Genomic DNA, 23,357 nt, shown 5'->3' with positions numbered 1-23,357 from the left:
TCCCCATTATCTAAATGATTTTTTATTAATTATACAAAAAAGTACCCTATAGGTAGACCTTTTTTCAAAGTGTCTACTCTATAGGGTACATTTTAAACCCCAATACCTTTCTTTTTTATAAATCAAGATTCACTCTTTCTCTTAAATTGGGACTCAGTTTATGCCTGATTTTAATCGCATAATCCTCACACAGCTGCTCAATCCCGATTGATGCAAGCGAAAAAATATTGGCATAATTTTTTTGAACTTCCCACTTTAACTCATTCTTCCCACAAATACTATAATGGTTTAACTCCTCTATCTCCCTTTTAAGTTTTGCAAATTCATCCACTTGCTGTTCCTTGGGCAGTGTAATAATCTGATCTATTTTTTCAATATAGGCCAATGATTGCTCGATTTTTCGCTTAATTTCGGTATAGGCATCTTTGTCAATAAGGTTGTATTTCAATTTAAACTCATTCAGTAGATTAGCTGCGGCGTATGTCGCAGAAACGATACCATCCCTTGACATTTCATTGGTTTCGTAGCTCAGCATATGCTTCCATGAGGGCTGTGTGATCGCCCTGCGGTGGTCCTCAAGCGTATGACAGAACTTTTTGTACCCGTATATTTCCGGATGCTCAAAGGCAGGACTTGCAGGGTCGAGGAACGGGGCAAGCGGTGCCACAAAATAAAATAGTCTGGGGTCGCGCCTGCAGGCAAGATGAATTTGCTCGCAAAACGCAATATTTTTTAAGGCACTTTCATAAGTCTGCCCCGGTATTCCCACCATAAAAAATAAATCAACTTTTTTACAGCCATGCTTTAAGGCATAGATTAATGTATTTATCACTTTTTGATTCGTACAGCTGAACTTTCCGTTGATACGTCTTAAGTTCTCATCATAGGTTTCGAGGGTAATTTCAATACTGTATTTCGGAACGCTTTCCTGTAATTTTTCAAAAAAATGTTCGTCGGCATATTGGAATAATTCAAAGACAATTTCATTTTTCAGATCAATGTTTTTCAGAAGACGAAGGAATTCATTGACATAATCCTCCCCTCCCTGGCGGATATCGTGCAGAATAAAAATGGGCGCCCGGCTGAAACGCTGAATGAATTTTATGTCTTCGACGAGCTTGGCGGGTGACCTAAGAGCAAGATGGTTCCGCTTACAATTTTCATTGTAGGCATCCCGCGATCCGCCGCAAATCAGGCAATTTTGCGTGCAGCCCCGCGCTGTAAGTAAGGCTGTATTAGGGTACTGCAGCCAGCCATTATAGGGGATGGGATCCAGGAAGTTGCGGTACTTAAATACGGAGCGAATCGTATAACGATAGCCTGGGACGTCAAACTCATCTAAATCCTTTGGAACATACGTAATCGGATTATAGCCCTTTTGGCTTTCTTTTTTCCAGGTAAGGTTCGGGATGTCTGCGTAATGGGTGTTACCTGCTTCGAGTTTATTTATCAGGAGAAGCATTAGCTTTTCCGTCGAATCCCCGCGCATGACGAAATCGATAAATGGGTATTCAATTAATTCTTTGTGGTAGTAGGTGGCAGATAATCCGCCGAATATGATAGGGGTATCTGGATGGAGTTGTTTCACTATTTTAGCGAGTTCAATACTGCCGTGGGCATGGGGCAGCCAGTGCAGGTCAATCCCAAACGCTCTTGTGTTCAGGCTGCGCAATTTTTTTTCAACATTAAAATTCGGATTCATCAGCATCCGATTGGCAATATTAATGATTCGGACTTTTAGCCCGTATCGTTCTAAATAATCGGCGATACTTGTTAATCCGATTGGATACATTTCGAAAACTGGGGATGACGGAACGACATCACTAATCGGGCCGGCAAGCAAAGAATTTTTCCGAAAATCATAGACACTTGGTGCATGTAAAAGAACCAAATCGTATTTCAAACCAACCACCCTCAATCCAAAGTGTCTGCAGGAATCTTGGAAGTTTTCTAGTTTATTACAGTTTACTACATCCATTGTTCTAGTGAGTGGCAATCAGGTGACAGTTTTTGGATCATTTTGTGAGCGGGTTTATTCAAATTTGGTATAATGACAATAATAATTTTCATTAAGGATGATGACCATGGCACAGATTAAAACAAACGCAATGCGGATTCTTGATGCAAAGAAGATTCCCTATGAAATGCATACATACGATCACAACGACGGAAAAATTGATGGAGTGTCTGTTGCTGAAAAAATTGGCAGGGATCCAAAAGAAGTATACAAAACGCTCGTGGCCCAAGGGATATCGAAAAACATCTATGTATTTGTCATTCCTGTTGAGGAAGAATTGGATCTAAAAAAGGCCGCAAAGGTTTCCGGTGAGAAGAAGGTAGAAATGATTCCGGTGAAGGACATCCAAAAATGGACCGGTTACATCCGTGGCGGCTGCTCCCCGGTTGGAATGAAAAAGGATTATAAAACCTTTATCGCAGAGGCAGCGAAACAGTTTGACGTAATGGTCGTAAGCGCAGGAAAAATTGGTGTACAAATCGTATTAAAGCCCGAGCATTTAAAAGAAACGGCAAAAGCCGAATTCGCCGATCTTACAAAATAATAGGCTATAGGCATTCACCTATAAAAGGCACTCGCATATGATAAGGTGAAAATGTCATAAAGAAAACTCGCCGACTGGCGAGCCTGTAAGGGCGGTTCATGAGGCGTAGTTGCACTTATGCCTGATGGGAAAGTAAATTTTCCTATCGGCCGATAAAGGGAGTGTCGTTAAGTGGTTGGAAAAGTTAAAAATTATTTCGCCGGTGGCAATACAGCCAGGGGATTTCATAGCCTGTATGATTCCAATCTTCAAGGGCTTGACCGCTTATTTATTTTAAAAGGGGGGCCGGGAACAGGAAAATCCTCCTTAATGAAAAAAATCGGCAATGAATGGCTGGAAAAAGGCTACAATATCGAATTCCTCCATTGCTCCTCAGATAATGACTCGATTGACGGCGTGATCATATCGGCATTAAAGGTCGGAATTGTCGATGGAACTGCTCCGCATGTCATTGAACCGCAAGCGCCGGGTGCAGTGGAAGAGTATATTAACCTTGGAGAAGCATGGAATTCACAAAAACTGCGCTTTCATAAAAATAAAATTCAACGCCTGACAAATCAAATCAGTGAGTCCTTCCAAACAGCCTATGCTATGTTTAAAGAAGCATTGGAAATTCATGATGATTGGGAGAAAATTTACATTGGCAGTATGGATTTTAAAAAGGCTGATCAATTAACGAATAAACTGATTGAAAATTTCTTTGGAAAAATGAAATTGAATAAAAAAGCCGATATCCGCCATCGCTTTTTAGGAGCGGCCACACCGATGGGTGCTGTAGATTTTGTGCCGAATTTAACAGAAGAGATTATGGAGCGCTATTTTATCAAAGGCCGACCGGGTTCCGGGAAATCTACGATGCTGAAAAAGCTTGCGGCGGCAGCTGAAGAAAGAGGGGTCGATGTCGAGATTTATCACTGCGGTTTTGATCCGAACAGCTTGGATATGGTTATTCTTAGAGAACTGGAAATTGCCATCTTTGACAGCACCGCTCCGCATGAGTATTTCCCTAGCCGTGATGGCGATGAAATTATTGATATGTATGAACTTTTGATTGAACCTGGAACAGATGAAATTTACGCGGATTTTATAAGTGAAATTTCCGGGAAGTATAAGGCGAAAATGACCGAAGCGACCTCCTATCTCGCTAGGGCAAAGGATTTGCATGATGAGCTTGAAGAAATCTATGTTTCTGCCATGGATTTTTCGGTGGTGGAAAAAATCAAAAGTCAAATTTGTGAGAAAATCAATGAGTTGGGGGATTTGGTAGAGGTTAAATCGTAAGAAATGGGCAGGTTTAGGAAATCAGAAAATCCCACTAGTAAAACTCTTCAAAACAGTGAGCCAGGCAAGCGCCTGGCTTTTATTGCTTTGGATTCGGACTTTGCTGGGCTTTTACATTCTTTTTGTTGCCCTTACTGTTGTCCCCGCTGACAAATTCACTGGCGAACTCCGCTTGCGTCTGCCCGGCACGTGGAGAATTTTGATTGCCGCTGCCTTTGTTATACTTCTTTGTCATGGTCAAGCTCCTTTCCTATTCACTAACCTATAGTTTGGCATGTGTTCAATTGTTTATGCACACGATTGTTTCCTCCTAAAAGTGGCAATAACTAGACTAACTATTTTAAAATGAAAATAACAAGTGGGAAGAGTTAACAAGGCGGCTGCTTTGTTATATAATTTACCAAAAAGGCAGGGTAAGGATGAGTACAAAAAGCAATAAATTATTACATGGCTGGACTATTATATCGCACCCATTGTATCAAATTTTTTCGAATAAAAATGCTTACGTGATCATCGATGAAGACCATGATGTGGTTCTTCGCTTCTCCCTCCAAGAGAGTGAGATTGAAATTCTGGGAGGAAGCTGGAATTTAAATTACAAAATCAATCTCGGTTTTAAAACAATTAAAATTTTGAATACACCGGAAGAAAAGTAGGAAAAAGCACGCTAGAGAGCTTAGCGTGCTTACTTATAAGACGTTCACCAAGGCTTACATACTGCTCGAAGCCGCGTTTGGGGGCTTTATCACCTTGAATGCAAGTCCAGTTGCCATCTTACTTTTTGCATATGGTCAACACTCTAAAATAAGCATCCATTTTGTAATTCGTTTATTCGTCTATAAAATTAAGATTTATTCAATAAAAAATATAATTATGTTACTATATCCCGTTTTTCAAATGTTAAAAACGCTATTAATTTAAATAAAACAAAATAAACTAATAATATTAGTATTGAAAACATCAAAGTTAAACCTTCCGGTGGATTCCCTTCTACATATTGATATAAGTTTGTATTTGTGAAGAACATAAATTTCGCAATATCCTTATCCAACAAATCTAGTACACCACTAGCGAGAGATCCAGTAAATTGAATAAAGATACTTAAGGCAACAGCGAGAGTATTTTTTTTGAATATTGTAGATATCATAAAAGCAAAACTTGCAATCATCACTAAGCCAATATACTTTGAACCAAAGTACTGTAAAAAATGAGTAAAGATAAAGACATCCTTAATTTCACCGTTAATTGTATATACATAACGCAAAGTTGGGGTATCTAAACCAAATACACTAAATCCTACAAGCAAAGACAAACAAAATAACATAATAAATAAATAAAAAGCATTTAATATCAAAGCAATAAATTTTGCTAGAAGGAATTTCCATCTGTTTACTGGTCTCATTAAAAGTAATTTAATTGTTCCCCATGTATATTCTTGAGAAACAATACTAGATGATATGATTATTATAAAAAGTGTTATTAACCCTGTATAACCAATGGTAGTTTGTACAAATCCTAAGGCACTATTTTTATAAAGCGGGCTAATATTATTATCTAACCTATAATTATTTAGATTTATTTCCTTTTGAATAGTATTGTTTTTGTAATCTTCAGGAATATCTTTATCAGCCAATTGCTGTACTAATACTTCGTTTCTTAATTTTAAAGAGCCTCTCCAATCAGTAGGCTGCTTTGCCTCGGTTTTAAACGTCACAATTAAAGTTAGAACAATAATTGAAATAAGTATGGCAACCATAATCCAGGTCATTTTCTGCTTGTAGAGTTTCATATTTTCGTTTCGAACCAATTGTAAAAATAACTTCACTTCAATAGCCCCCAATCTTTGCTAGGTATCTTTCTTCAAGAGATTCATTAACAGGAGAGATGGAGTATATTTTGACCCCATTAGACACAAGTTTATCTACTACTTCAGGAATATGGTCGTAATGGGTGTAAATGATCAATTTGCCTTGATCCTCTTTAGCATCTATTCCCATTTCCTTTAGTAATTGACGAACCAAACTAAGGGGAGCTACATTTAACGAAACATTGATGTAATGATGTGCAGGAGATTCATTGGAAAAATTCTTATATTCAGTATCTATGATTTGACCTTTCTGAATAAAAATCAAGCGGTCACATATATTTTCCATCTCAGATAACAAATGACTTGAAATGAAAATAGCAATATTTTCTTCCTTAGCTATTTTTAAAAGGTATTCCCTAATTTCAAGAATGCCAGCAGGATCTAACCCGTTAGTTGGTTCATCTAAAATTAATAAATCGGGTGATGAAATTAGTGCTTGAGCAATTCCTAACCTTTGTTTCATACCTAATGAATATGTTTTAACTTTGTCATGGATAGCTTCGGATAATCCTACTAAATTCGCTAAATGTAATATCCTTTCTTTATCCATGTTATCTGTAATTCTTTGGAAGTACAGCAGATTTTCGAAACCTGATAAAAATTTGTATAGTTCGGGGTACTCAATCACTCCGCCAACATATCTAAGTGCCTTTTCTTTTTGTTTTTTAATACTTTTATTGTTTATGAGTACATCTCCCTCACTAATAGACATCAAACCAACCATCATTTTCATAACAGTAGTTTTTCCTGAACCATTAGGACCTAAAAAACCCAAGATTTCACCTTTATGGATATCAAAATTAATATTTTTGACAATTTCTTTATTTTTTATTTTTTTTGTAAGATCATTTACTTTAACAATTGGTGAAGACATGTTAACCTCCTTGCGTTTTAACTGCTGAATCGCAATCACCAAATTAAATTAATTAGCTTTCTGTTGACTAAAGCTGTTTTTTCTTCTGAAAAAACAGCTTCGTAAGTATTTTCATTAAGAGTGTTTAATTCTTTAAGCAGCAATTTGTTTACAATAAATGATCTATGTACTCTAACAAAATCTTCAGATAATAAATTCTCCAATTCTTTAAGAGTAATGTTTATAGGAATTTCTTCAACAAAAGTATTAATAACACTATTTGTTCCTGTTCGCTCAATATAAACGATCTCATTTAAATTTACTAAAATAATTTTATTTCTTTTTTTTACAATCAGTTTTCCGCTTTTCTCTTCAACTTTCATTCTTATCCTCCCTAATATTTAATAGATATGAGCGTGTACAGACACGAGGATAAATATAAATCTAAAACAGGATCTAATATCGTTATAGAAACTTTCCTTGGGGGAGTAATTGTTTTATATTCAAATTCAGAAATAATCTTATTTGAATGGACTTCTTTAATTCTTATAAATTTATCCAGATAATCTTTGTAAATTAAATATTCTTTTCCTTTGTAAAAAAACGAATAACGCGGATTCGTTTTAATTTTTGTTATATCCTTTAAAATATGAATTTGGTTACTTTCATGAATTTCCCATCTGTCTTTAATTAAGGTAAAGTCCTGAATAGCTTGGACTTTAATAGCCGAGTCTTTGCCATGTACTTTAATGTGAAGAAAAAAACCATCTACAAAGAAATCAATCCATCGCTGGAGTTTATTTTGGTAAAAGCGTTGAATGGATCCAATCACCTCTTCTTTTTTATTTGTTATTTCATATGGTTTTAATGATTGTTTCAATAATGGCTGCATGAAATGATAAATCATAAAATTGCCCCCATCCAATCCATTAATCCGAATGACTGTATATTTAAAATGATTCTATTTGATATATACACTTCAAAAATGGCGCTTATAAAAAGAATTATTATCGAAATGGGTATATATTTCTTTAGCAATTCTATGTAAAGCCTTTTTAAGTCATTCGCTTGTTTTGTCTTAAGGAAAAGGTAGAAAAAATAAAATTGCTTAATCGTAAACATAAATACAATAAAGGATACGATTATTTCCCCTACCCCGTGAGCAATAGAACTCAAGTAGTACCAAAATCCATCGATTTCGGTGTTGTGAGGTGCTTGTCCCATGCTGTATATAAACTTAAAGATAAATGGTAGAGATAATCCAAATGGAGATAGCAAAAACCAAAATAACACTTGAAGAGAATTTATAGCAAAAATATATATTGCATCTTCCAAATAGAGAAATTTTAATTCAACGATCTTTTCTTCTAACATCGAGCCGTTTAAAAAGCTATAAACAATGATCAAAATGGTAAGTGAAAAGTATAGAGAAAAATATAATATGTTTTTTTTCACTGATATTCTCCTCGTACATTTTTAACAAAGTTGCTGTTATAGTCTCTATTTACTATAGGAACTAATTTGTAAGAATCGATCATCGAATAGATCCATACAATAATTAGGGGAATATATCCCACTAGAAATCCTGTTAATAAAAGAGAAATAATATATATTGCAATTAATAATATTCCCTTCTTAATACGTCCTAAATAAAAGTGCCCAACTCCTGGGAAAATAAAAGAAGCTACTAAAGCTAGCCATGCCTTTTTCATTAATTACTCCTCCTTAAATATGATTTTTCCGCCTTTATTTAGTTCAAAAAAGTATTTAATTCATCTCTAATTAGAGAATGTTGATTTGGTAAATCACAAAAAATATTTACATCATTTTTTTTAGATAAATAATTATAAATATTGGCGATTTTATCCAGATGATTAGGCGTCAGAGAAAGAAGTAAAGTAAATGCAAAAAATGATTTTAATAAAATTTTTTTCAAACTAATCCCCCCCGTTCTTAATCGGATTATATACTAATATAAAAGTCAGTGTTTTTGTCGATAATAGGAAAAACATAGTAAATTGTGATTATTTTTACAATATTTTTAGTGTTTTTATTTTAAAATATAATTGTATTAATATTGAGAGGAGAGCCTTGTTGTGGATAAATCTAAAGTAATTGGAGAACAAATAAGATACTTACGTCAACAAGCAGGCCTAACACAGGCACAACTGGCTCAAGGTATCATTACTCAGGCACAAATAAGTAATATTGAAAAAGGGAGAGTCTTACCTTTGAGTACAACTCTCTATGAATTAGCAAATAAATTAGGTGTTGATGTGAATTACTTTTATGAACAGGCATATAACATTCGTCCTGACTATATAAGCGAAGTGAAATTTCAAATTCGTAAAGCTATAAGGGAAAGAGATTATGAAGAAGTTGAGAGGATTATAGTTGCAGAGGAAAACAATCCTGCCTTTAAGGTAGCGCATAATCGACAATTTCTTCTATGGCACCTTGGTATTATAGAATATTACAACAAGGGTGATTTTAAAAAATCATTAACCACCCTTCAAAATGCTTTGGAAATGAACACTAACTTAAATAAAGTGAATGTAAAGTTACAGGAGATAGAAATCTTAAATAGTATCGCAATTATCTACAATGAAGTAAAACAGTATACAAAATCCATTCAAAAATATCATCAAGCATTTTCTAAACTAGACAAGTTAATTGATGTACGGGACCCTAAAATAGAAATAAGGCTTTGTTACGGTCTAGCCAAGAGTTATTATAAAATAGATGATTTTCAACAATCTATTTCTTTGTGTAATCGAGGTATTCATCTGTGTATTAATCAAGAAGTTTTATATCTATTAGGGGAACTTTATTATCAAACTGCACAAAATTATGAAAAGCACAACGATATTAAAAAAGCAGTAAAGCTGTACTCCAAATCTAAAGAGCTATTTGAGATAGAAAATAAGGCAGTATTTATAGAGATCGTTAAAGATAAGCTAAATCAAATGAAAAAAGAGCAAATATTTGTCTTTTAAATTATCAAAACTAATTTTTAGGGAGAAATATTATTCTAATTCATTTATTATTGTTTTTAATAAGTCGGGATAGATGTCCATGCTTAATCGACCATTAATCGTGCTATGTAATTCGATAGTAATTTTCTCTTTATCCTTTTTACTTTTTTTAATTCTAAGAACCATTGTAGGGTCAGTATAAATAGTAACCGAACCATTTTTACGGTTTATTGTGAATTCTCGAGAAATGTTACTCATTGGTCCTCACCTCATTTTAAAATGTAAAATATAAACTTTGTTATTGAATAGTATAACGCATTTGGAAAAAATCGGATATGAAAAGAGCCTTGATACACTCAAGGCTCTTTTCAATGACCTTATAAAATATTTGCTGCACCCCAAAGGAACGTTACTATGTCTGCAAGTTTTCCAGCCGGAATAAAATTAAGAAGAAACTCACCTAAGTCCAAGATAACTCCACCAAGATCCGCCCAAGAAAAATCTCCGCCAAACGAGTTATAAATGGCTCTAAATTTCCATAGTAAGCTATTGTATAGAGAAGTGACATCTCCTACAATATTAAACTTTCTAAAAGCTAATTGAGCGATTGACCATGCTGCATCTGCAAGACTTGAAGTTCCTGTAAAAGCGTTGTACCACATAAAGAATTACCTCCAAAAAATTATTTTTGATTACAAATAAATTGTACAAGCTTTTTCTACACAAACAGTCAAAATTAACCAATATATGGTTTTTTGTGTTTAAAATATAAGAATTTTAAATTAAATTGGCGAATTTTCAGTTTTTATAGTTTAGGGTTTAGGCTAAGAAGACTTAGGATGGTACAACTAAGGAGAGTTTAGGGATAAGAATGTTTGCCTGAAGAAGCTTAAAAAGCCCCATGGTCCATGGAGCTTTAGATAATGCGTACTTTTCAACCTTGGATGAGTCAGTATCGAGTCTTTTTTACAACTATGTCGCTAAGAGGATTGAGGGGAGGAACGGTATGCGAAGTTCCACACGTACGGTTCTGTGTAAGGGGGGCAGAGATGCCACCCCTTACTTAATTGTACCCAGGCCATGCGTCATATACTGAATCATTCTCTCCGTCTCCGCCTCATCATCCCACTCAGCGTTTGGAAACAGTAAATATTGGGCCACCAATGAGCCGAAAATGGTGGTTATGGCAAGTCTTGCAGCACTTTCGGGCGGCATTTCAATCATCTGCCCCTTGCGCTGGTAGTGCTGAATAATATTGACAAAACGATCAAAGGTTTTTTTCGCGACATGCTCGAAAAATTGTTCCCTTAATTCCGGCTGAAAAGGGATTTCCTGGAGCAAAATTTTTAGAATAGAGAGATGTCTTTTTAAAAACTCCCGGCGGTTCTCAATCATCGCTTTTAAAAAACACTCTACCTGGTCAAACTCATGGTCTAAAACTTTATTTAAATCTTGGATGATGAACGGGGCAATCAATTTTGCCATCATCGGCGCAACGATGGATAGGAGCAGATCCTTTTTTGTCTTATAGTGGCGGAATATCGTGCCCTCAGCAACACCCGCCTTTTTTGCGATTTCATTTGTCGAAGTACCGGCATAACCTTTTTCTGAAAAAGATTCAATCGCAGCGATGAGAATCTTTTTTTGCTTATCGGTTAGTTCGTTTTCTTCAGTAAACAGCTGCTGGATTAACTCTTCTTCCTCTGACATGGGCAACTCCTTTCGATTATATCTTTCGGTATTTTTTCAAGGCAAATACATTCAGAACAATAAAGACAAGGGCGAATCCGAGTAAGACCAAGAGGTCACCGCCTATGTCACTTAGTCCTTCACCTCGATACATCACGCCTTGCAAGGCATCGCCGCCATAGTACATCGGCATGCATTTGGCAATGATTTGAAGCCAGTCTGCCATGCCCTCAACCGGAAAAATGCCAGCAAAAAAGATTTGCGGAACGATGACAATCGGGATAAATTGCATCATCTGGAATTCAGAATTGGCAAAGGCAGATAGCAAAATTCCAAGCGACAAGGCGACAAGCGCCAATGTTAAATTAATCAAAATAACATTCCATATGGAACCCACCAGCATGATATCTAAAACATTAACGGCAAAAAACACGAGAATGACCGTTTGAATGACGGCAAAGATTCCATATCCGAGCAAATAACCAAAGACAAGATCCCTTCTTTGAATCGGGGTGGCCATTAACCGATCCAATGTCCCGGTCGTTCTTTCCTTTAACAGCGCAATCCCGGAAATGAGAAATACGAAAAAGAAAACAAAGAAGCCAATAAAAATTGCTCCCAGTTTATCAAAAAAAGTCGCATCCTTACTGCCATATAGATAATCAGTATGGATTGAAGGGACCTTCGCTGAATCTAGTTTGACCGGCACACCCGGAAGCTTACTTTGTACCGTTCCAATAAATATTTTTATTTTTTCTGTTTGTTTTTTTGCATTTTCGGCAGCTATCGATTGCTGAATTTTGATTTGCAGCGGTTTTGCTGCAGATGGATCATCGTTTTTAAGCGTGAGATTGATGTTTTCATCCTTCAGTTGCAGCAAGGCGTCTAAATCATCCTTCACGACCATGTTCTTTGGATTATTCACCTGATCATATTGTTTGACGATAAGGTCCTTGCTTTTTAATTGCTTTACAAGAGAAGTGTCGGCGCCTGTGACTCCAACCCGCGGCTTTATCGTGTTTCCATTAAATAAATAATGGAGGAGGGTCATGATTAATAGTGGGGCCACCATCATTAATGCCAGCGCCCGTTTGTCACGGAGCATCTGCCGGAAAATTCTTTTTACAAGGGCTGTTACTCTCATGATTTTTTCCCACCCGCCTTTAAAAATACCTCTTCTAAACTTGTAATTCCGTATTGTTCTTTCAATTCTTTAGGGGATCCGCTGGTAAGGATTTCTCCGTCACGGACCATGGCCAGCTGGTCGCATTTTTCAGCCTCATCCATGACGTGGGTTGTGACTAAAATTGCTTTACCGGCATCCTTTAAGCGGTAAAGCTCGGACCAAATCGACAAACGTAATTCCGGGTCAATTCCGACGGTTGGTTCATCCAAAATCAGTACATCCGGATCTTGAATTAAGGCAACGGCAAGTGATAGGCGGCGTTTCATTCCCCCTGAATAGGCCTGGACCTTCTTTTTTAAATCCGTAGTAAGATTGACTAAATCGGCCGCATAGGAGATCCGTTTTTTTTGTTCCTGCTTTTTTACTTTAAAGAGAGCGGCAAAAAAGGCAAGATTTTCTTCGCCGGTTAGGTCGTTATAAAGCGCATCGGCTTGAGCCATATAGCCAATCCTCTGCAGGAGTTTGAGACTTGGAACCGGAATATCCAAAACAGTGACATTTCCTTTTGTAGGGCGGTCCATGCCGACGATAATCTTTACTAACGTGGTTTTTCCCGATCCCGATGGGCCGATTAGACCGTAGATCTGACCGGGTTCAATAGTTAAACTTACGTTGTTTAAGACTTGTTTTTTCCCAAAGCTTTTGCTAACTTCATTCACAATAATCGAGGCTGTCATTTTGTACTCCTCCTTTTTGGAAGTGAGTAATCACTCATTTATAGAATAGGTGTTTTCTTCGGAAATGTAAAGTGAGTAATCACTCACAAATTTGGCGAAAATCCGACAAATCCCAGACTCACCATTTCACAAAAGCGTAAGGCACAAGCAGATAACAAACGGAAGGCATCCTGCGATAATTTCACAGGATGCCTTCACCTAACTTAGAGAATGACGATTTTTAGTGAGTCAATTTGCGAGACAAGGAGGTCTTCGTATTTTTGCTGGGCTTCGTAGTAGATTTCCTGGTCACCGGCTTTTGGGCTATCTTTTTTCGCCTGGGCAATTAAGTCCTTCTGTACTTGCTGGATGAGGACGATCGATTGATACTGTTTGCGCTCCTTAGCCCAAAATTTATCCTCGCCATATTTTTTGATTAATTTTTTTGCTGATGTATATTGGTTGTATTGCTTCCGGACCTTTTCAATTTGCTGTTCAACAACGGCAGCGTCGGCTTTATGACCTTTTTCTTCAGCCAGCATTTCCATTGAGCGCAGGCGGATGATTTGGGTTAAAAGCTGGTTTTTATCATCCAGCATTTTTTCCTGGGATTTTAGGTAGGTAAGCTCCTCCTCTAATTGCTTGCCGTTATATTGCTTCTTGGCTGATTCACGGTTAATCTCGAGTTGAAGCTGGTTGATCAATCGGTAAAAGGCTAAATCCTCATTCGTAATCCATTTTCCATTGATGGAGGCAACACCCTGCGGTTTTTTCACTTCAAGGTCGATTACTTTTTCTGTTTTATCGCCGCCCTTTTCTAACGTAAACGCGGCTTCATATTTCCCGGTCATTTCAAGCTGAATATTTCCGAAATAAGTGCCATCTTTGCCCTCTATAAGCTTTGCTTGATAACTGCCATGGTCCATAGTGGTCATCGATAATTCAACTGATACCTTTAGCCCTTTTACGGTCTTTTTGTTTTCCGTTACTTTAATCTCAAATGGCATGGCTTTGTCCTTTTGGAAATAAAGCGGTTTTGTAACCTCAATTTTATAATCAGGACCGGTGCTGCAGCCCGTAAGCATCGCAACCAATAAAACCAAAGCGAGCATCATCCGCTTCATCATGATCCCATTCCTCCTAGATTTTGTGTTTGTAAAAATTCTCCAACGGTGTATTTTTCTATTTTTCCATTGTTTAAATAGGCAACATGGGTGCAAATCTGTTTGATCTCATCCAAGTGGTGCGAGGAGAGAAGGATGGTTTTATCATGAAGCGATTTCAGCACCTCTAAAATTTCCTTCCTTCCCATCGGGTCAATCCCGCTTGTTGGCTCATCTAGGATGAGCAGGCTGGAATCCTGATAAAGCGTGACCGCCAGTCCCAAACGCTGGAGCATCCCTTTTGAATATTGTTTCACCTGGACATCACGGTCGTCCCACAGGCTGACAGATTGCAGCACTTCCTCCATTTTTTTCGCATCGGCTTTCCCGGTAACTGCTTCGGCAAAAAATCTCATGTTTTCAAGACCGGTCAGCATCGGATAGAGCATGAATTTTTCCGGCAGGTAAGCAATCGCCTTTTTCCATTCGTTATTTTTCTTGGAAACTTCTATTCCGTTAATTTTAATCGAGCCTTGTTTAACTGGAAGGAGACCAAGCAGGCTGTTGATGAGCGTTGATTTTCCTGCACCGTTTCGCCCGACCAGAGCGCAGACTTCCCGCTCCTGGATTTCAAGTCCAACTGAATCCAGGACCGTTTTTTTCCCAAAGGATTGCTTTAAGTTGGTTACGGAAATCATTCAAAACCCTCCTTACGATGAAAAATAATCGCGGCTAATGACGAAAGTGCAAGCCAGAATACGAGGTTTCCGATAAGGAAGAATCCCGGTTTCGTCCACATGAAGGCCTGCAGGAGTCTTGACATATGTCCAAAGGAATATACCCCTGTTCCTGTTTCGATAAACATCCTTACTGCTTGTAAAGGATTTAAAAAGTAAACAGCTGAAAAGAGTTTTACATTTTCATGGGTTACGTCTGGCAGAAGCGATAAAAGAATAAAATCATGCAAGAAGAAAAAGTAAAACCAGATAAAGATGGTATAGCCGATAATTTGCATTCTTGAGCGGCTAAAGCTGCCAATCGCTGCTCCCATCTGGAGGAACACGAGTGTCATGCAAATAATCGCTAAAATAAAGATGAAATACCCCTTAAAATCTAGTTGAAAATTAAATTTCAATAAAACCAAATAGATGAAAAACCATAGCAGTAAGGGTGCAAGAACGACCCCATAGATTCCGAGACTTTTTTTGAACAAGAAGCTTGTATAATGGTCCTTTTTCGTTAGCAGCATGATCAATGTTTTTTGTTCTTTTTCTTGAAAGATCGAAAAGGCGCCGATAAACAAGCAAAGAATTGGAATAAAGTAAATAATCGTATCAAACAGGTTGATGATTAAAACATAAAAGCCATTATCATAGGAAAGGGATGTCGACCGGAACAAAATGCTGACTGAAAGAAGCACAATAATGCTAAGCGCAAGCCAGAGCCCTTTTCCTCTTATATTTTCCTTCCATTCCTTCCAAATGTAGTGCATAGTAGTTTTCTCCCCTTTGTGAGCAGCCACAAAACGATGAAGGCTAGTACAATCAATAGAACTTTTGTGTGGCTGCCTTTTGCGCTCCTAACTAATGGATGGGAATCACGAAACATCACTTCTTCCCCTGACAGCACGGCGTTCATTTTTTCATAGATTTTAATCGCCGGACTTTTTAAAAATAAATAGGTTAATTCCTGGTCCTCAATCAATTGATGGAGGGAAGAGTGATAGGTGACCGGGAAGTCGCCAATGCGGTCCTGATTTAAATCAGTGACCGGAAAGGCTGAGCCCCAGTCATTTCCTTTGCCGTCCATGCTCCAGGAATTGTTTTCCCCCTTACCGCCAAGCGTTACGGCCGGAATCGTGTTATCGGTAATTCGGTTTAACGTAAAGGTCTCATCATTGGAACTGGCCCAGAGCTCAATCCCTATTTGATTTTGGATAATGCGGTTGTGCCGAAATAAATTTCGCGTTGCTTGATCTATATATAAACCTCGTTGGTTCATGTAAAAGGTATTATTTTCAATTTTGTTATCATTTGCTTGAAGCAGCAGCAAGCCAAATGATTGGTTTCCATAGTTTACAATAAATTGATTATCCTCTAATGTAAGGTGATTGGAATTCATGACAGCCGCGCCGCCCTCATTCATTGTAAAAATATTTTTCTTAAAGACATTTTCATCTGAATACATGTAATGCAATCCATAGCGGGTATGGCTGATTTTATTAGAAATGCTGCGATTGTTGTTCGCATAATCGAAGAACATCCCGTCACGCGTACCTTCGATGGTGTTGTGGATGAGCAGGTTATCATGCGCGTAATAAACATGCAGACCATTTCCCTGGGCGGCAATTTCGCCTTTACCCATCCCTTTAATATGGTTATCACGAATCGTATTATAGTGGGCTTTGCTTAAATAAATCCCGTGAAAGGAACGGCGGATGGTGATATGTTCCACTACATTGTAGTTCGTGTAAATTTTTATCGCTGCGTATTCCTCCGCTGAGTTGCGGTTCATACTGCCATCTGTCACGGTTAGATGGCTTACTGTTACATGCGGTGCCTTAATGGAAATAACATTTCCGCTTCCGTCTCCCTTGATCACGGTGTTCTTTGAGCCAATCAACGTAATCGGCTTATCGATGACGATATTGCCTTCATAGGTTTGATTTTCAAGCTTTAGAACCGCTCCTTCTTTCGCGGAGTCGATTAAGGCTTGCAAGCTTTCGGCTGCCATATTTTTCTCAGGCTTAATCAGAAAAAAGAGAGAAAAAACGAAAAGAAAGAGCGTTAATTTTTTCATTTTCTTTTTCGATCCTTCCATAGCGGAATCAGTAATAACACAAAGGCTGCCAGTAAGAAATAGGTACCTGGTCCAAGCAGGCTTTTTGTAATAAAATTTGCCACCTGGTTTTTGCCGATAATTGGCGGTACAAACGGAGCAATTTTAATGGGTGCATCCGGACTTAGGTTGGTTCCGTAATCATGTAGTGCATTATAGAGGTCTAACACCCCAAGAACACCGCCAATCACAATGGCACCAATCAGTATATAAAGAACTACTTTTTTTCTAAGGATGGCTGTTAACAAGGTAATGGCTACCAACCCCCACACCAAATAGGAAAGGTAAGAAAGCTCAGGAAAGTTCTTTTCACTGAAATTGCTCATTCCGATATAGTGATTCAGCCCGTTGATAATATCAATTTCCCCATCGAGCTTGTTTGGATAAACAATAATGTTTAATCCTTCCGGGTATTGTGGGGCCCAAAACACCATTTTCCACCATGGGAAAAAGTTTGATACCGCAAATAATACAGCGGCTAAAGCAATGAGTAAGGAAGACGTGATTGATAGTTTTTTACTACTGGCATTCAAGTTAACCACTCCTTTTATAGTGAAATTTTGAAATGGAGGAGGGTATCAATGCTTGAATTGATACCCACCACCATCTCTTTAGTTCTTTGGTTTAACAAGGAAATAACCATTCATTTCCTGGTGCAGTGCAGAGCAGAAGTTTGTGCAATAAAGCGGGAAGGTACCGGCTTTATCAGCGGTAAACTCTAGCGTATTGGTTTCACCAGGTTGGACTTCCATATTTAAGTTATAACTGTTAATAGCAAAGCCATGGGTGATGTCTTCATCCATATCAATATTGGTTAAGTGAATAAATACATGATCTCCTTGATTTACTACAATCTCATCCGGACGTTTTGCTTTGGAATCGAAGATAAATCTTGAGCGCAGTGCAACACCGTAAATATGAACTTCGTTGCCCTTACGAACAATTCGTGTATCGGACTTTTTGTAAACGGCATCTGGATTTTTTGTATCTTTCGGATACACATTAATCGACTTGATTTTGTCCGCCTTAATCATTTGCGCATAGTGCGGCTCTGGGTCAACAGGAACTGTATCCACCACTTTCATCTTGCCGCTTATATCAATTAACTGCATCGTTTCAGGGTGAGAAGGTCCGACTGTTAAGAAATTATCTTTTGCCAGTTTGTTTAATGCTACAAGCCAATGTCCATCAGGAGAAACGGTGTCACCTTCAGCTGCAACAGAGTGTCCTGGTGAATATTGAACCGGCACACGGTCTAATACTTCACCAGTATTAGGATTCCATTTAACCACTTCAGATGAAATGAACATTGTCGTATAGGCCATACCTTTATCATCAAACTGGGTATGAAGCGGTCCAAGTGCGTTTTCTGGGTTTACCTCGCGTTCCATAACGGATTTGTAGTTTAGAACAGGAATACCATTTCTTTCGCCGGAGAAATCTTTGTTTGCAACGGCTTTAAATGCTTTTTCAAATGAGAACACGGTCATCGCAGGTGCTAGTTTACCTGAAGCGATGAAATGTTTGCCATCAGGAGTTACGTCAACACCATGAGGTGATTTGGCAACAGGGACTAAATAGATTCCGCCTTTTTGTTTTTCAGGGAAAATCATTTTTTGACCATTGACATCTGTGTACTTGCCTTCCTTGACCATTTTCGCAAGCTCTTTCCAGTTGAAAAGAACAATATAGTCGCGGTCTGCCTTTGATGCATTGACTTCCATTGTTGTAGTGGATTCTTCCGTATTATAGGTCGTCATAACGGCCCAATCACCGGAGCTTTTCTTCCCGGCATCGGATAAATCATAGGACCATGGCGGAAGAGCGACTTGATAAGCAATGTTTAGCTTTTCTTTTTTCTGATCAAATGTTACTGCTGACATGACACCACGATATTTTGAACTGTAATCATCTAGTGATTCATATTTTTGGCCTAGCGGAACGGCAAAACGAGTAGGCAGGAACATGTATTCCGTATTTTCCGTTACGAAAGCGGCACAGTGCGGACCGGCCGTATTCGGCACCTTAATAATGTCCCGTGTTGTCCAGGTTTTTAAATCAATTGCGGCAGCCCGGCTGTTTCCTACGTCCGTTGCAAACAGGAATTTACCGTCATAGTCACCATTTGTTTCAGATAGGGCAGGATGGTGAAGATCTCCCCATGTATAGCCGCCAAGCATTTTCTTCGTTCTTGTGTCAAAGCCATAACCTGTTGCAGAGTCAGGTGAGAAAACCGGAATCGTCCGTATGTGACGCATGGATGGCACACCATAAATAAACAGCTGCCCGGAGTGACCACCGGAATCGACGAGGTAATAATCATCTTTTTGCCCAAATGGGACATAGACTTTTTCTGCATTGCTCTTTGTGCTGCTATTGGCCGCTTCCGTCGTTTTTGTTGTGGAAGAGAAGTCTGCAAAGGAAATAGTCGCTGCCACAAAGCCGGCTACAAGACCGGAAGCGATTGGAATCCATTTTTTCATTGAGTTGCACCACCTTTTTTATTTAGCTTCAGAAGCCTTTTTAAGAATTTCAAGTACCTGCTTGCGTTCGTCATCTGTTAATGGTTTTTTACCAAGAACACCGGACATCACTGCAGAGTCTGGCTTTGTTAAGAATTTTTCAATCGGCATGCCATGTTTATCTTTTACTTCAACAAATGCATGTGATAAGTCAGGACCTACTTGGCCGGCCTTAAGGTTTAGTGCTTCAACAGAGTGGCAGCCTAAGCAGCCTCTTTTTGAAAGGATGTTGTCCTGGTCGACTGCTGTTGTCGTTGCAGCCGTCTCTTTCGATTCTGAGCCTTGATCCTTAGTGGTTGGTTTTGTACTTGTATCTGATTTTGCTGCCACTTGAGGTTGTGATCCGGAATCTCCCATCATCACATCAAACACTAAGTAACCAAGGCCAAATCCAATTACAAGACTAATAACAAAACTGATGATTGCCTTATTCACTTCTTTCCCTCCTTTTATCTCTAATGGAACAATTTTATCCTATTCTCTGAAAGCGTTTAAAAATGTGATGTTTCTCACACCCATATTTGGGTGTGTGAACGTTCTGTGAAACGCCCCGTTAAGCCTTTAATTGGCGCGGTCTCTGAAAAATGAACGTTTTGTGAAACCATTAGTGAAACATGTCACTTCTTTTGAAAACGATATTTTATACAATGGAGGGAAGAGTGGTTTCTAAGTTTTCAAACATGAAAAGGTGGTGGAAAAAATGATTCGAAATGAATCTGTAAATGATCCGCATTTAGTGGTATTGAGGACCGAAAAAACGGAAGACTTTTTACGGAAAATCGTCATTTTTCAAGATTTATCACCAAGTTCGTTGAAGCTAGTCGAGAAACGGGTTCAAACCTTTTCGTTTAAAAAAGGGGAAAGGGTCATGTCGGAGGATGATGTCGCAAGGGGAGTTTATTTTATTTATTCCGGTGCGGTGAAGTTGACGAAGCAGGATGAAAACGGAAACGAAGTGATTGTCTGTATCAAACAAAAAGGAGATGTGTTTGCGGAAGCGTGCTTATTTACGCAAAAAACACAATGCTATCCGGCAACAGCCACGATGCTTGAGGATGGGAAGATTCTCTTTCTAAATAAAAATGAGTTGGAACGGGACTTGTATGATTATCCAGAGCTTGCGATTCAAATGATTCGGTATATGAGTGATTCACTAAGGGAGATGACGGCTCAATTTCGTGACGTGGCCTTGCTCGATGTTTATGCAAAAACGGTTAAGACATTGGAGCGCTTGGGGAAAAAGTTTAATACCGGTCAAAATCGCTGGAACATCGAAATTCCACTAACCGTCCAGGAATTTGCCACCGTTGTCGGGACATCGAGGGAAAGTGTCAGCCGTGTATTTTCGAAGTTAAAGAAACAGGAAATGATCGATATGAAATCAAGGAAAATCATTATCCTTGACTGGTGCCGGTTCTGTACATTGCTGCATCCGGATTTATAGAGTGTGGGGGCTGCTTCGCAGATAAATAGGAGATTCTCGCAGATAAAAACCGCTTTTGCGCAGATAAATCCGTCCGGAACGCAGATAAAGGTTCCTTTTCCGCAGATAAAATGTAGATTGGCTGAGATTTATTAAAAAAACTGCCCCAAATTGCTAGGGGCAGTCTCTATTTTGCAAATTTATACGTCCAAAAGCGTTCGTTATTGATCCAAGCCAGGGCTTGCGGGTCTTGGTTTTTAAGTTTTTCCGTCATATCGCCAAGCATTTGCTCGGTTTGTGAGCGGTGCGCCTTCATGGCTGCCAGCTTTTTGTCGGCAACGGCGGAAATATTGTTGATAATATCAGGTTCGCCAAGTTCTTCTAGGCAATTATTTGAAAAGGCCACGCAATGTAATTTCGGCCGTGCGGCAGCGGGAATTCTTTCGACAGCCCGAACGACCGCCGCACCGGTCGCCTCATGGTCGGGATGGACGGAATATCCAGGATAAAAAGTGATAATGAGTGATGGGTTCAATTCATCAATTAGGGAAGAAATCACATTTGTCAGCTTTTCTTCATCTTCAAATTCAACGGTTTTATCGCGGAACCCAAGCATCCGTAAATCCTGTATACCAAGGGCGTTTGCTGCGTTTTTTAACTCTTCTTTTCTGATTTTTGGAAGGTTTTCTCTGTTTGTAAAAAGGGGATTCCCCATGTTGCGTCCCATCTCACCCAATGTTAAACAGGCATAGGTGACAGGGGTTCCATTTTCGACATGGGTGGCAATGGTGCCGGATACCCCAAATGCTTCGTCATCCGGGTGCGGAAAAACGACTAAAACTTGACGTTCTTTTTCCATTACGGTTTTCTCCTTTCCTTATTCAAATGGAGTGGTGCTGATCTCCAGGGCAACGGCAAGCTTTCCTTTGCTGTCGTGGCCGGCAAGCAGCAGGCGGTTTTGCTCATCGATTTCAAAATGGGTGAGTCCTTCAGCATAGACCCAGCCAAGGTTGATCTTTAACCCAATTCGATAAGGACCGTTTCCGGTAATTTTCCCTAGTTCATATTGAACAAGGGCGTTGCGGATAAAGGCACCCGCAGAAAAAAATGATTGATCAAAGTGCGAAGCATAGGCACCATTGGTGGTTTCAAGGTGAAGATAGACATCTTTATGGGCAAAGTGGTTGATCGCTTCCTGGACTTTGGCAATATCAATAAGTTCCATAACCTGTGGCTCCTTTCCCGTTCATTAGGTGTATGATCTCTGCTTTTGTATTGTAATTAATAATGTAACTATCATACTAAAATCAGTTGAAAAAAGCGAAGGGAAAGCTTGAAAAAGTGCACAGGCTTGGGGTGGGGGGGTTAACTAGCGCAAAAAGTGGTGCAACTGGCGAAAAGGGAGCTGCAACTAGCGGAAAGTGTGCCAACTAGCGATTAGAGAGCGCCAACTAGCGGAAAGAGAGCCGCAACTAGCGGTTAGGGTGAGCTAACTAGCGTAAAAATAGCTGCAACTAGCGATAGTAGATTGAACCCGAATATAGCAACTCGCACAAAATTAAAAAGCGAATGGCTCAGCCATTCGCTTTTTAATTATTATAAATCATTTGGAGAAATATAGTATTTTTCAGTAGAATTTTGCTAAGGTTGCCTGAGGAAATCTCTTCCTGCTGTCAAATAGGGCACAAGTGTATTAAAATGGGTAAAACAAATATTTATGGGGTGCAGCGATGAAGGCGGCAGCAATTATTTTATCCGGCGGTAAATCAAGCCGGATGGGCACAAATAAAGCCCTTTTAAAAATAAACGAAAAAACCAATATCGAAAGATTGGCGGAGGAATTAAAGGGTTATTTTGCCGAGATTATCCTCGTGACCAATCATCCTGATGAATATCGGTTTTTAGGAGTTAAAATGGTTTCCGACCAATTTCCTGGTTTGGGCCCGATAGCGGGTCTGCATGCGGGTCTGCGTGCATCAAACCATGAAGTGAACATTGTTGTGGCCTGCGATATGCCGTTTGTTTCCGGCGTGCTTGCAAAAAAAATAACAGCAAAAGTCGACGGCAGCGATGCGGTCATCCCTATCATTGATGGAAAGAAACAGCCTTTATTCGCTGCTTATCACAGACGTATTTTACCAGTAGTGGAGGAGAGTATTGAAAAAGGAAACCTCCGTATGACACAGCTTCTCGATGACCTTCATGTCCTGTACTTGACGCCAGAGGACCTCCCGGGGTACAGCAGATCGATACTTGAGCGTAGTTTTTTCAATATGAACTACCTGGATGAATACGAAAAGGCAAAAAAGTGGGCAGAACAAGGTGACTGACAATTAAGATTATTTGCCATGGTTGACTCAGGGCAATATAATAACGTTAAAATGTGACGCAAAAAGAGGCGAT

General features: G+C 38.9%; 28 protein-coding genes. 6 read left to right on the top strand and 22 right to left on the bottom strand.

What is annotated here, in order from left to right; genetic code table 11:
* Window positions 1–115 precede the first annotated feature (115 nt).
* On the bottom strand, window positions 116–1,903 hold the full coding sequence (locus J2Y67_RS09270) for a TIGR04190 family B12-binding domain/radical SAM domain protein (protein WP_310173149.1): 1,788 nt from the start codon (window positions 1,901–1,903) through the stop codon (window positions 116–118).
* Between the two features lie 181 nt (window positions 1,904–2,084).
* Between J2Y67_RS09270 and ybaK the strand changes: the two genes are divergently transcribed.
* Window positions 2,085–2,561 carry a Cys-tRNA(Pro) deacylase gene (gene ybaK / locus J2Y67_RS09265; RefSeq protein ID WP_310173146.1) on the top strand — a complete coding sequence of 159 codons (477 nt, stop codon included), beginning with the start codon at window positions 2,085–2,087 and terminating at the stop codon, window positions 2,559–2,561.
* A 171-nt stretch (window positions 2,562–2,732) separates the two neighbouring features.
* Window positions 2,733–3,842 carry a PRK06851 family protein gene (locus J2Y67_RS09260; RefSeq protein ID WP_310173144.1) on the top strand — a complete coding sequence of 370 codons (1,110 nt, stop codon included), beginning with the start codon at window positions 2,733–2,735 and terminating at the stop codon, window positions 3,840–3,842.
* A gap of 79 nt (window positions 3,843–3,921) precedes the next feature.
* Here the strand turns inward: J2Y67_RS09260 and J2Y67_RS09255 are convergent, their stop codons facing one another.
* Window positions 3,922–4,077 (bottom strand): hypothetical protein, encoded by a 156-nt coding sequence (locus J2Y67_RS09255; protein ID WP_310173141.1) that lies wholly within the window; start codon window positions 4,075–4,077, stop codon window positions 3,922–3,924.
* A 184-nt stretch (window positions 4,078–4,261) separates the two neighbouring features.
* Between J2Y67_RS09255 and J2Y67_RS09250 the strand changes: the two genes are divergently transcribed.
* Entirely contained in the window at window positions 4,262–4,498 is a 237-nt protein-coding gene (locus J2Y67_RS09250) for a hypothetical protein (protein WP_310173140.1), read from the top strand.
* 215 nt (window positions 4,499–4,713) lie between these two features.
* Here J2Y67_RS09250 and J2Y67_RS09245 read toward each other — a convergent pair whose 3' ends face one another.
* From J2Y67_RS09245 to J2Y67_RS09215, 7 genes are read right to left on the bottom strand one after another with little or no spacing between them, the layout of a single operon-like run.
* Window positions 4,714–5,667, bottom strand: coding sequence for an ABC transporter permease subunit (locus J2Y67_RS09245; protein WP_310173138.1), 954 nt, complete (start codon window positions 5,665–5,667; stop codon window positions 4,714–4,716).
* A 1-nt stretch (window position 5,668) separates the two neighbouring features.
* Window positions 5,669–6,583 (bottom strand): ABC transporter ATP-binding protein, encoded by a 915-nt coding sequence (locus J2Y67_RS09240; RefSeq protein ID WP_310173136.1) that lies wholly within the window; start codon window positions 6,581–6,583, stop codon window positions 5,669–5,671.
* Between the two features lie 35 nt (window positions 6,584–6,618).
* The gene (locus tag J2Y67_RS09235) at window positions 6,619–6,945 is read right to left on the bottom strand and encodes a LytTR family DNA-binding domain-containing protein (protein WP_310173134.1); all 327 of its coding nucleotides are present in this window, start codon (window positions 6,943–6,945) and stop codon (window positions 6,619–6,621) included.
* 11 nt (window positions 6,946–6,956) lie between these two features.
* The gene (locus tag J2Y67_RS09230; RefSeq protein WP_310173132.1) at window positions 6,957–7,469 is read right to left on the bottom strand and encodes a tubby C-terminal domain-like protein; all 513 of its coding nucleotides are present in this window, start codon (window positions 7,467–7,469) and stop codon (window positions 6,957–6,959) included.
* Complete coding sequence (locus tag J2Y67_RS09225) at window positions 7,466–8,017, bottom strand: hypothetical protein (RefSeq protein ID WP_310173129.1); 552 nt, start codon at window positions 8,015–8,017, stop codon at window positions 7,466–7,468. The genes J2Y67_RS09230 and J2Y67_RS09225 overlap by 4 nt, the downstream gene beginning before the upstream one ends.
* Complete coding sequence (locus J2Y67_RS09220) at window positions 8,014–8,274, bottom strand: DUF6677 family protein (RefSeq protein ID WP_310173127.1); 261 nt, start codon at window positions 8,272–8,274, stop codon at window positions 8,014–8,016. The genes J2Y67_RS09225 and J2Y67_RS09220 overlap by 4 nt, the downstream gene beginning before the upstream one ends.
* A 38-nt stretch (window positions 8,275–8,312) precedes the next feature.
* Window positions 8,313–8,498, bottom strand: a complete 186-nt coding sequence (locus J2Y67_RS09215; RefSeq protein ID WP_310173126.1) for a hypothetical protein — start codon at window positions 8,496–8,498, stop codon at window positions 8,313–8,315.
* 160 nt (window positions 8,499–8,658) lie between these two features.
* On the opposite strand from J2Y67_RS09215, the gene J2Y67_RS09210 reads away from it, so the two are divergent.
* Window positions 8,659–9,558, top strand: a complete 900-nt coding sequence (locus J2Y67_RS09210) for a helix-turn-helix domain-containing protein (RefSeq protein WP_310173123.1) — start codon at window positions 8,659–8,661, stop codon at window positions 9,556–9,558.
* A 356-nt stretch (window positions 9,559–9,914) separates the two neighbouring features.
* Here J2Y67_RS09210 and J2Y67_RS09205 read toward each other — a convergent pair whose 3' ends face one another.
* From J2Y67_RS09205 to J2Y67_RS09155, 11 genes are all read right to left on the bottom strand, one after another.
* On the bottom strand, window positions 9,915–10,199 hold the full coding sequence (locus J2Y67_RS09205; RefSeq protein ID WP_310173121.1) for a hypothetical protein: 285 nt from the start codon (window positions 10,197–10,199) through the stop codon (window positions 9,915–9,917).
* A gap of 397 nt (window positions 10,200–10,596) precedes the next feature.
* A complete protein-coding gene (locus J2Y67_RS09200) occupies window positions 10,597–11,247 on the bottom strand; it encodes a TetR/AcrR family transcriptional regulator (RefSeq protein ID WP_310173120.1) in 651 nt (216 codons plus the stop codon).
* A gap of 16 nt (window positions 11,248–11,263) precedes the next feature.
* Window positions 11,264–12,370, bottom strand: coding sequence for an ABC transporter permease (locus tag J2Y67_RS09195; RefSeq protein ID WP_310173118.1), 1,107 nt, complete (start codon window positions 12,368–12,370; stop codon window positions 11,264–11,266).
* Entirely contained in the window at window positions 12,367–13,089 is a 723-nt protein-coding gene (locus J2Y67_RS09190) for an ABC transporter ATP-binding protein (protein ID WP_310173116.1), read from the bottom strand. The genes J2Y67_RS09195 and J2Y67_RS09190 overlap by 4 nt, the downstream gene beginning before the upstream one ends.
* A gap of 203 nt (window positions 13,090–13,292) precedes the next feature.
* Window positions 13,293–14,195, bottom strand: a complete 903-nt coding sequence (locus J2Y67_RS09185; RefSeq protein ID WP_310173115.1) for a FixH family protein — start codon at window positions 14,193–14,195, stop codon at window positions 13,293–13,295.
* Window positions 14,192–14,869 (bottom strand): ABC transporter ATP-binding protein, encoded by a 678-nt coding sequence (locus J2Y67_RS09180; protein ID WP_310173113.1) that lies wholly within the window; start codon window positions 14,867–14,869, stop codon window positions 14,192–14,194. Before J2Y67_RS09180 ends, J2Y67_RS09185 begins: the two co-directional genes overlap by 4 nt.
* A complete protein-coding gene (locus tag J2Y67_RS09175) occupies window positions 14,866–15,663 on the bottom strand; it encodes an ABC transporter permease (RefSeq protein WP_310173111.1) in 798 nt (265 codons plus the stop codon). Before J2Y67_RS09175 ends, J2Y67_RS09180 begins: the two co-directional genes overlap by 4 nt.
* A complete protein-coding gene (gene nosD, locus J2Y67_RS09170) occupies window positions 15,627–16,991 on the bottom strand; it encodes a nitrous oxide reductase family maturation protein NosD (protein WP_310173109.1) in 1,365 nt (454 codons plus the stop codon). Before nosD ends, J2Y67_RS09175 begins: the two co-directional genes overlap by 37 nt.
* Window positions 16,967–17,542, bottom strand: a complete 576-nt coding sequence (locus tag J2Y67_RS09165) for a hypothetical protein (protein ID WP_310173107.1) — start codon at window positions 17,540–17,542, stop codon at window positions 16,967–16,969. The genes nosD and J2Y67_RS09165 overlap by 25 nt, the downstream gene beginning before the upstream one ends.
* A gap of 78 nt (window positions 17,543–17,620) precedes the next feature.
* Window positions 17,621–19,492: a Sec-dependent nitrous-oxide reductase gene (nosZ, locus tag J2Y67_RS09160; RefSeq protein ID WP_310173105.1), complete on the bottom strand. Its 1,872-nt coding sequence runs from the start codon at window positions 19,490–19,492 to the stop codon at window positions 17,621–17,623.
* Between the two features lie 18 nt (window positions 19,493–19,510).
* On the bottom strand, window positions 19,511–19,966 hold the full coding sequence (locus tag J2Y67_RS09155) for a cytochrome C (protein WP_310173103.1): 456 nt from the start codon (window positions 19,964–19,966) through the stop codon (window positions 19,511–19,513).
* Window positions 19,967–20,231: 265 nt separating this feature from the next.
* Here J2Y67_RS09155 and J2Y67_RS09150 point away from each other — a divergent pair, with 265 nt between their 5' ends.
* Complete coding sequence (locus J2Y67_RS09150) at window positions 20,232–20,975, top strand: Crp/Fnr family transcriptional regulator (protein WP_310173101.1); 744 nt, start codon at window positions 20,232–20,234, stop codon at window positions 20,973–20,975.
* A 166-nt stretch (window positions 20,976–21,141) separates the two neighbouring features.
* Here J2Y67_RS09150 and bshB2 read toward each other — a convergent pair whose 3' ends face one another.
* Together bshB2 and J2Y67_RS09140 are read right to left on the bottom strand one after the other, a co-directional pair.
* The gene (gene bshB2, locus J2Y67_RS09145; protein ID WP_310173099.1) at window positions 21,142–21,813 is read right to left on the bottom strand and encodes a bacillithiol biosynthesis deacetylase BshB2; all 672 of its coding nucleotides are present in this window, start codon (window positions 21,811–21,813) and stop codon (window positions 21,142–21,144) included.
* Between the two features lie 18 nt (window positions 21,814–21,831).
* A complete protein-coding gene (locus J2Y67_RS09140) occupies window positions 21,832–22,179 on the bottom strand; it encodes a YojF family protein (protein WP_310173097.1) in 348 nt (115 codons plus the stop codon).
* Between the two features lie 505 nt (window positions 22,180–22,684).
* On the opposite strand from J2Y67_RS09140, the gene mobA reads away from it, so the two are divergent.
* A complete protein-coding gene (mobA, locus tag J2Y67_RS09135; protein WP_310173095.1) occupies window positions 22,685–23,284 on the top strand; it encodes a molybdenum cofactor guanylyltransferase in 600 nt (199 codons plus the stop codon).
* The last annotated feature ends 73 nt before the right edge of the window (window positions 23,285–23,357 follow it).

The sequence above is a fragment of the Neobacillus niacini genome, from assembly GCF_031456445.1.
GTDB classification, from domain to species: Bacteria; Bacillota; Bacilli; order Bacillales; family Cytobacillaceae; genus Neobacillus; species Neobacillus niacini_I.
This window is presented reverse-complemented; position numbering and strand designations above follow the sequence as displayed.

What these genes read in the sequence shown, in the direction of transcription:
- mobA (WP_310173095.1), top strand. Translation starts at nt 22,685, where the DNA reads ATGAAGGCGGCAGCAATTATTTTATCCGGCGGTAAATCAAGCCGGATG.
- J2Y67_RS09205 (WP_310173121.1), bottom strand. Translation starts at nt 10,199, where the DNA reads ATGTGGTACAACGCTTTTACAGGAACTTCAAGTCTTGCAGATGCAGCA.
- J2Y67_RS09195 (WP_310173118.1), bottom strand. Translation starts at nt 12,370, where the DNA reads ATGAGAGTAACAGCCCTTGTAAAAAGAATTTTCCGGCAGATGCTCCGT.
- nosZ (WP_310173105.1), bottom strand. Translation starts at nt 19,492, where the DNA reads ATGAAAAAATGGATTCCAATCGCTTCCGGTCTTGTAGCCGGCTTTGTG.
- nosD (WP_310173109.1), bottom strand. Translation starts at nt 16,991, where the DNA reads ATGGAAGGATCGAAAAAGAAAATGAAAAAATTAACGCTCTTTCTTTTC.
- J2Y67_RS09175 (WP_310173111.1), bottom strand. Translation starts at nt 15,663, where the DNA reads ATGCACTACATTTGGAAGGAATGGAAGGAAAATATAAGAGGAAAAGGG.
- bshB2 (WP_310173099.1), bottom strand. Translation starts at nt 21,813, where the DNA reads ATGGAAAAAGAACGTCAAGTTTTAGTCGTTTTTCCGCACCCGGATGAC.
- J2Y67_RS09240 (WP_310173136.1), bottom strand. Translation starts at nt 6,583, where the DNA reads ATGTCTTCACCAATTGTTAAAGTAAATGATCTTACAAAAAAAATAAAA.
- J2Y67_RS09200 (WP_310173120.1), bottom strand. Translation starts at nt 11,247, where the DNA reads ATGTCAGAGGAAGAAGAGTTAATCCAGCAGCTGTTTACTGAAGAAAAC.
- J2Y67_RS09250 (WP_310173140.1), top strand. Translation starts at nt 4,262, where the DNA reads ATGAGTACAAAAAGCAATAAATTATTACATGGCTGGACTATTATATCG.
- J2Y67_RS09230 (WP_310173132.1), bottom strand. Translation starts at nt 7,469, where the DNA reads ATGATTTATCATTTCATGCAGCCATTATTGAAACAATCATTAAAACCA.
- J2Y67_RS09185 (WP_310173115.1), bottom strand. Translation starts at nt 14,195, where the DNA reads ATGATGAAGCGGATGATGCTCGCTTTGGTTTTATTGGTTGCGATGCTT.
- J2Y67_RS09220 (WP_310173127.1), bottom strand. Translation starts at nt 8,274, where the DNA reads ATGAAAAAGGCATGGCTAGCTTTAGTAGCTTCTTTTATTTTCCCAGGA.
- J2Y67_RS09150 (WP_310173101.1), top strand. Translation starts at nt 20,232, where the DNA reads ATGATTCGAAATGAATCTGTAAATGATCCGCATTTAGTGGTATTGAGG.
- J2Y67_RS09235 (WP_310173134.1), bottom strand. Translation starts at nt 6,945, where the DNA reads ATGAAAGTTGAAGAGAAAAGCGGAAAACTGATTGTAAAAAAAAGAAAT.
- J2Y67_RS09255 (WP_310173141.1), bottom strand. Translation starts at nt 4,077, where the DNA reads ATGACAAAGAAGTATAACAAAGGCAGCGGCAATCAAAATTCTCCACGT.
- J2Y67_RS09180 (WP_310173113.1), bottom strand. Translation starts at nt 14,869, where the DNA reads ATGATTTCCGTAACCAACTTAAAGCAATCCTTTGGGAAAAAAACGGTC.
- J2Y67_RS09190 (WP_310173116.1), bottom strand. Translation starts at nt 13,089, where the DNA reads ATGACAGCCTCGATTATTGTGAATGAAGTTAGCAAAAGCTTTGGGAAA.
- ybaK (WP_310173146.1), top strand. Translation starts at nt 2,085, where the DNA reads ATGGCACAGATTAAAACAAACGCAATGCGGATTCTTGATGCAAAGAAG.
- J2Y67_RS09140 (WP_310173097.1), bottom strand. Translation starts at nt 22,179, where the DNA reads ATGGAACTTATTGATATTGCCAAAGTCCAGGAAGCGATCAACCACTTT.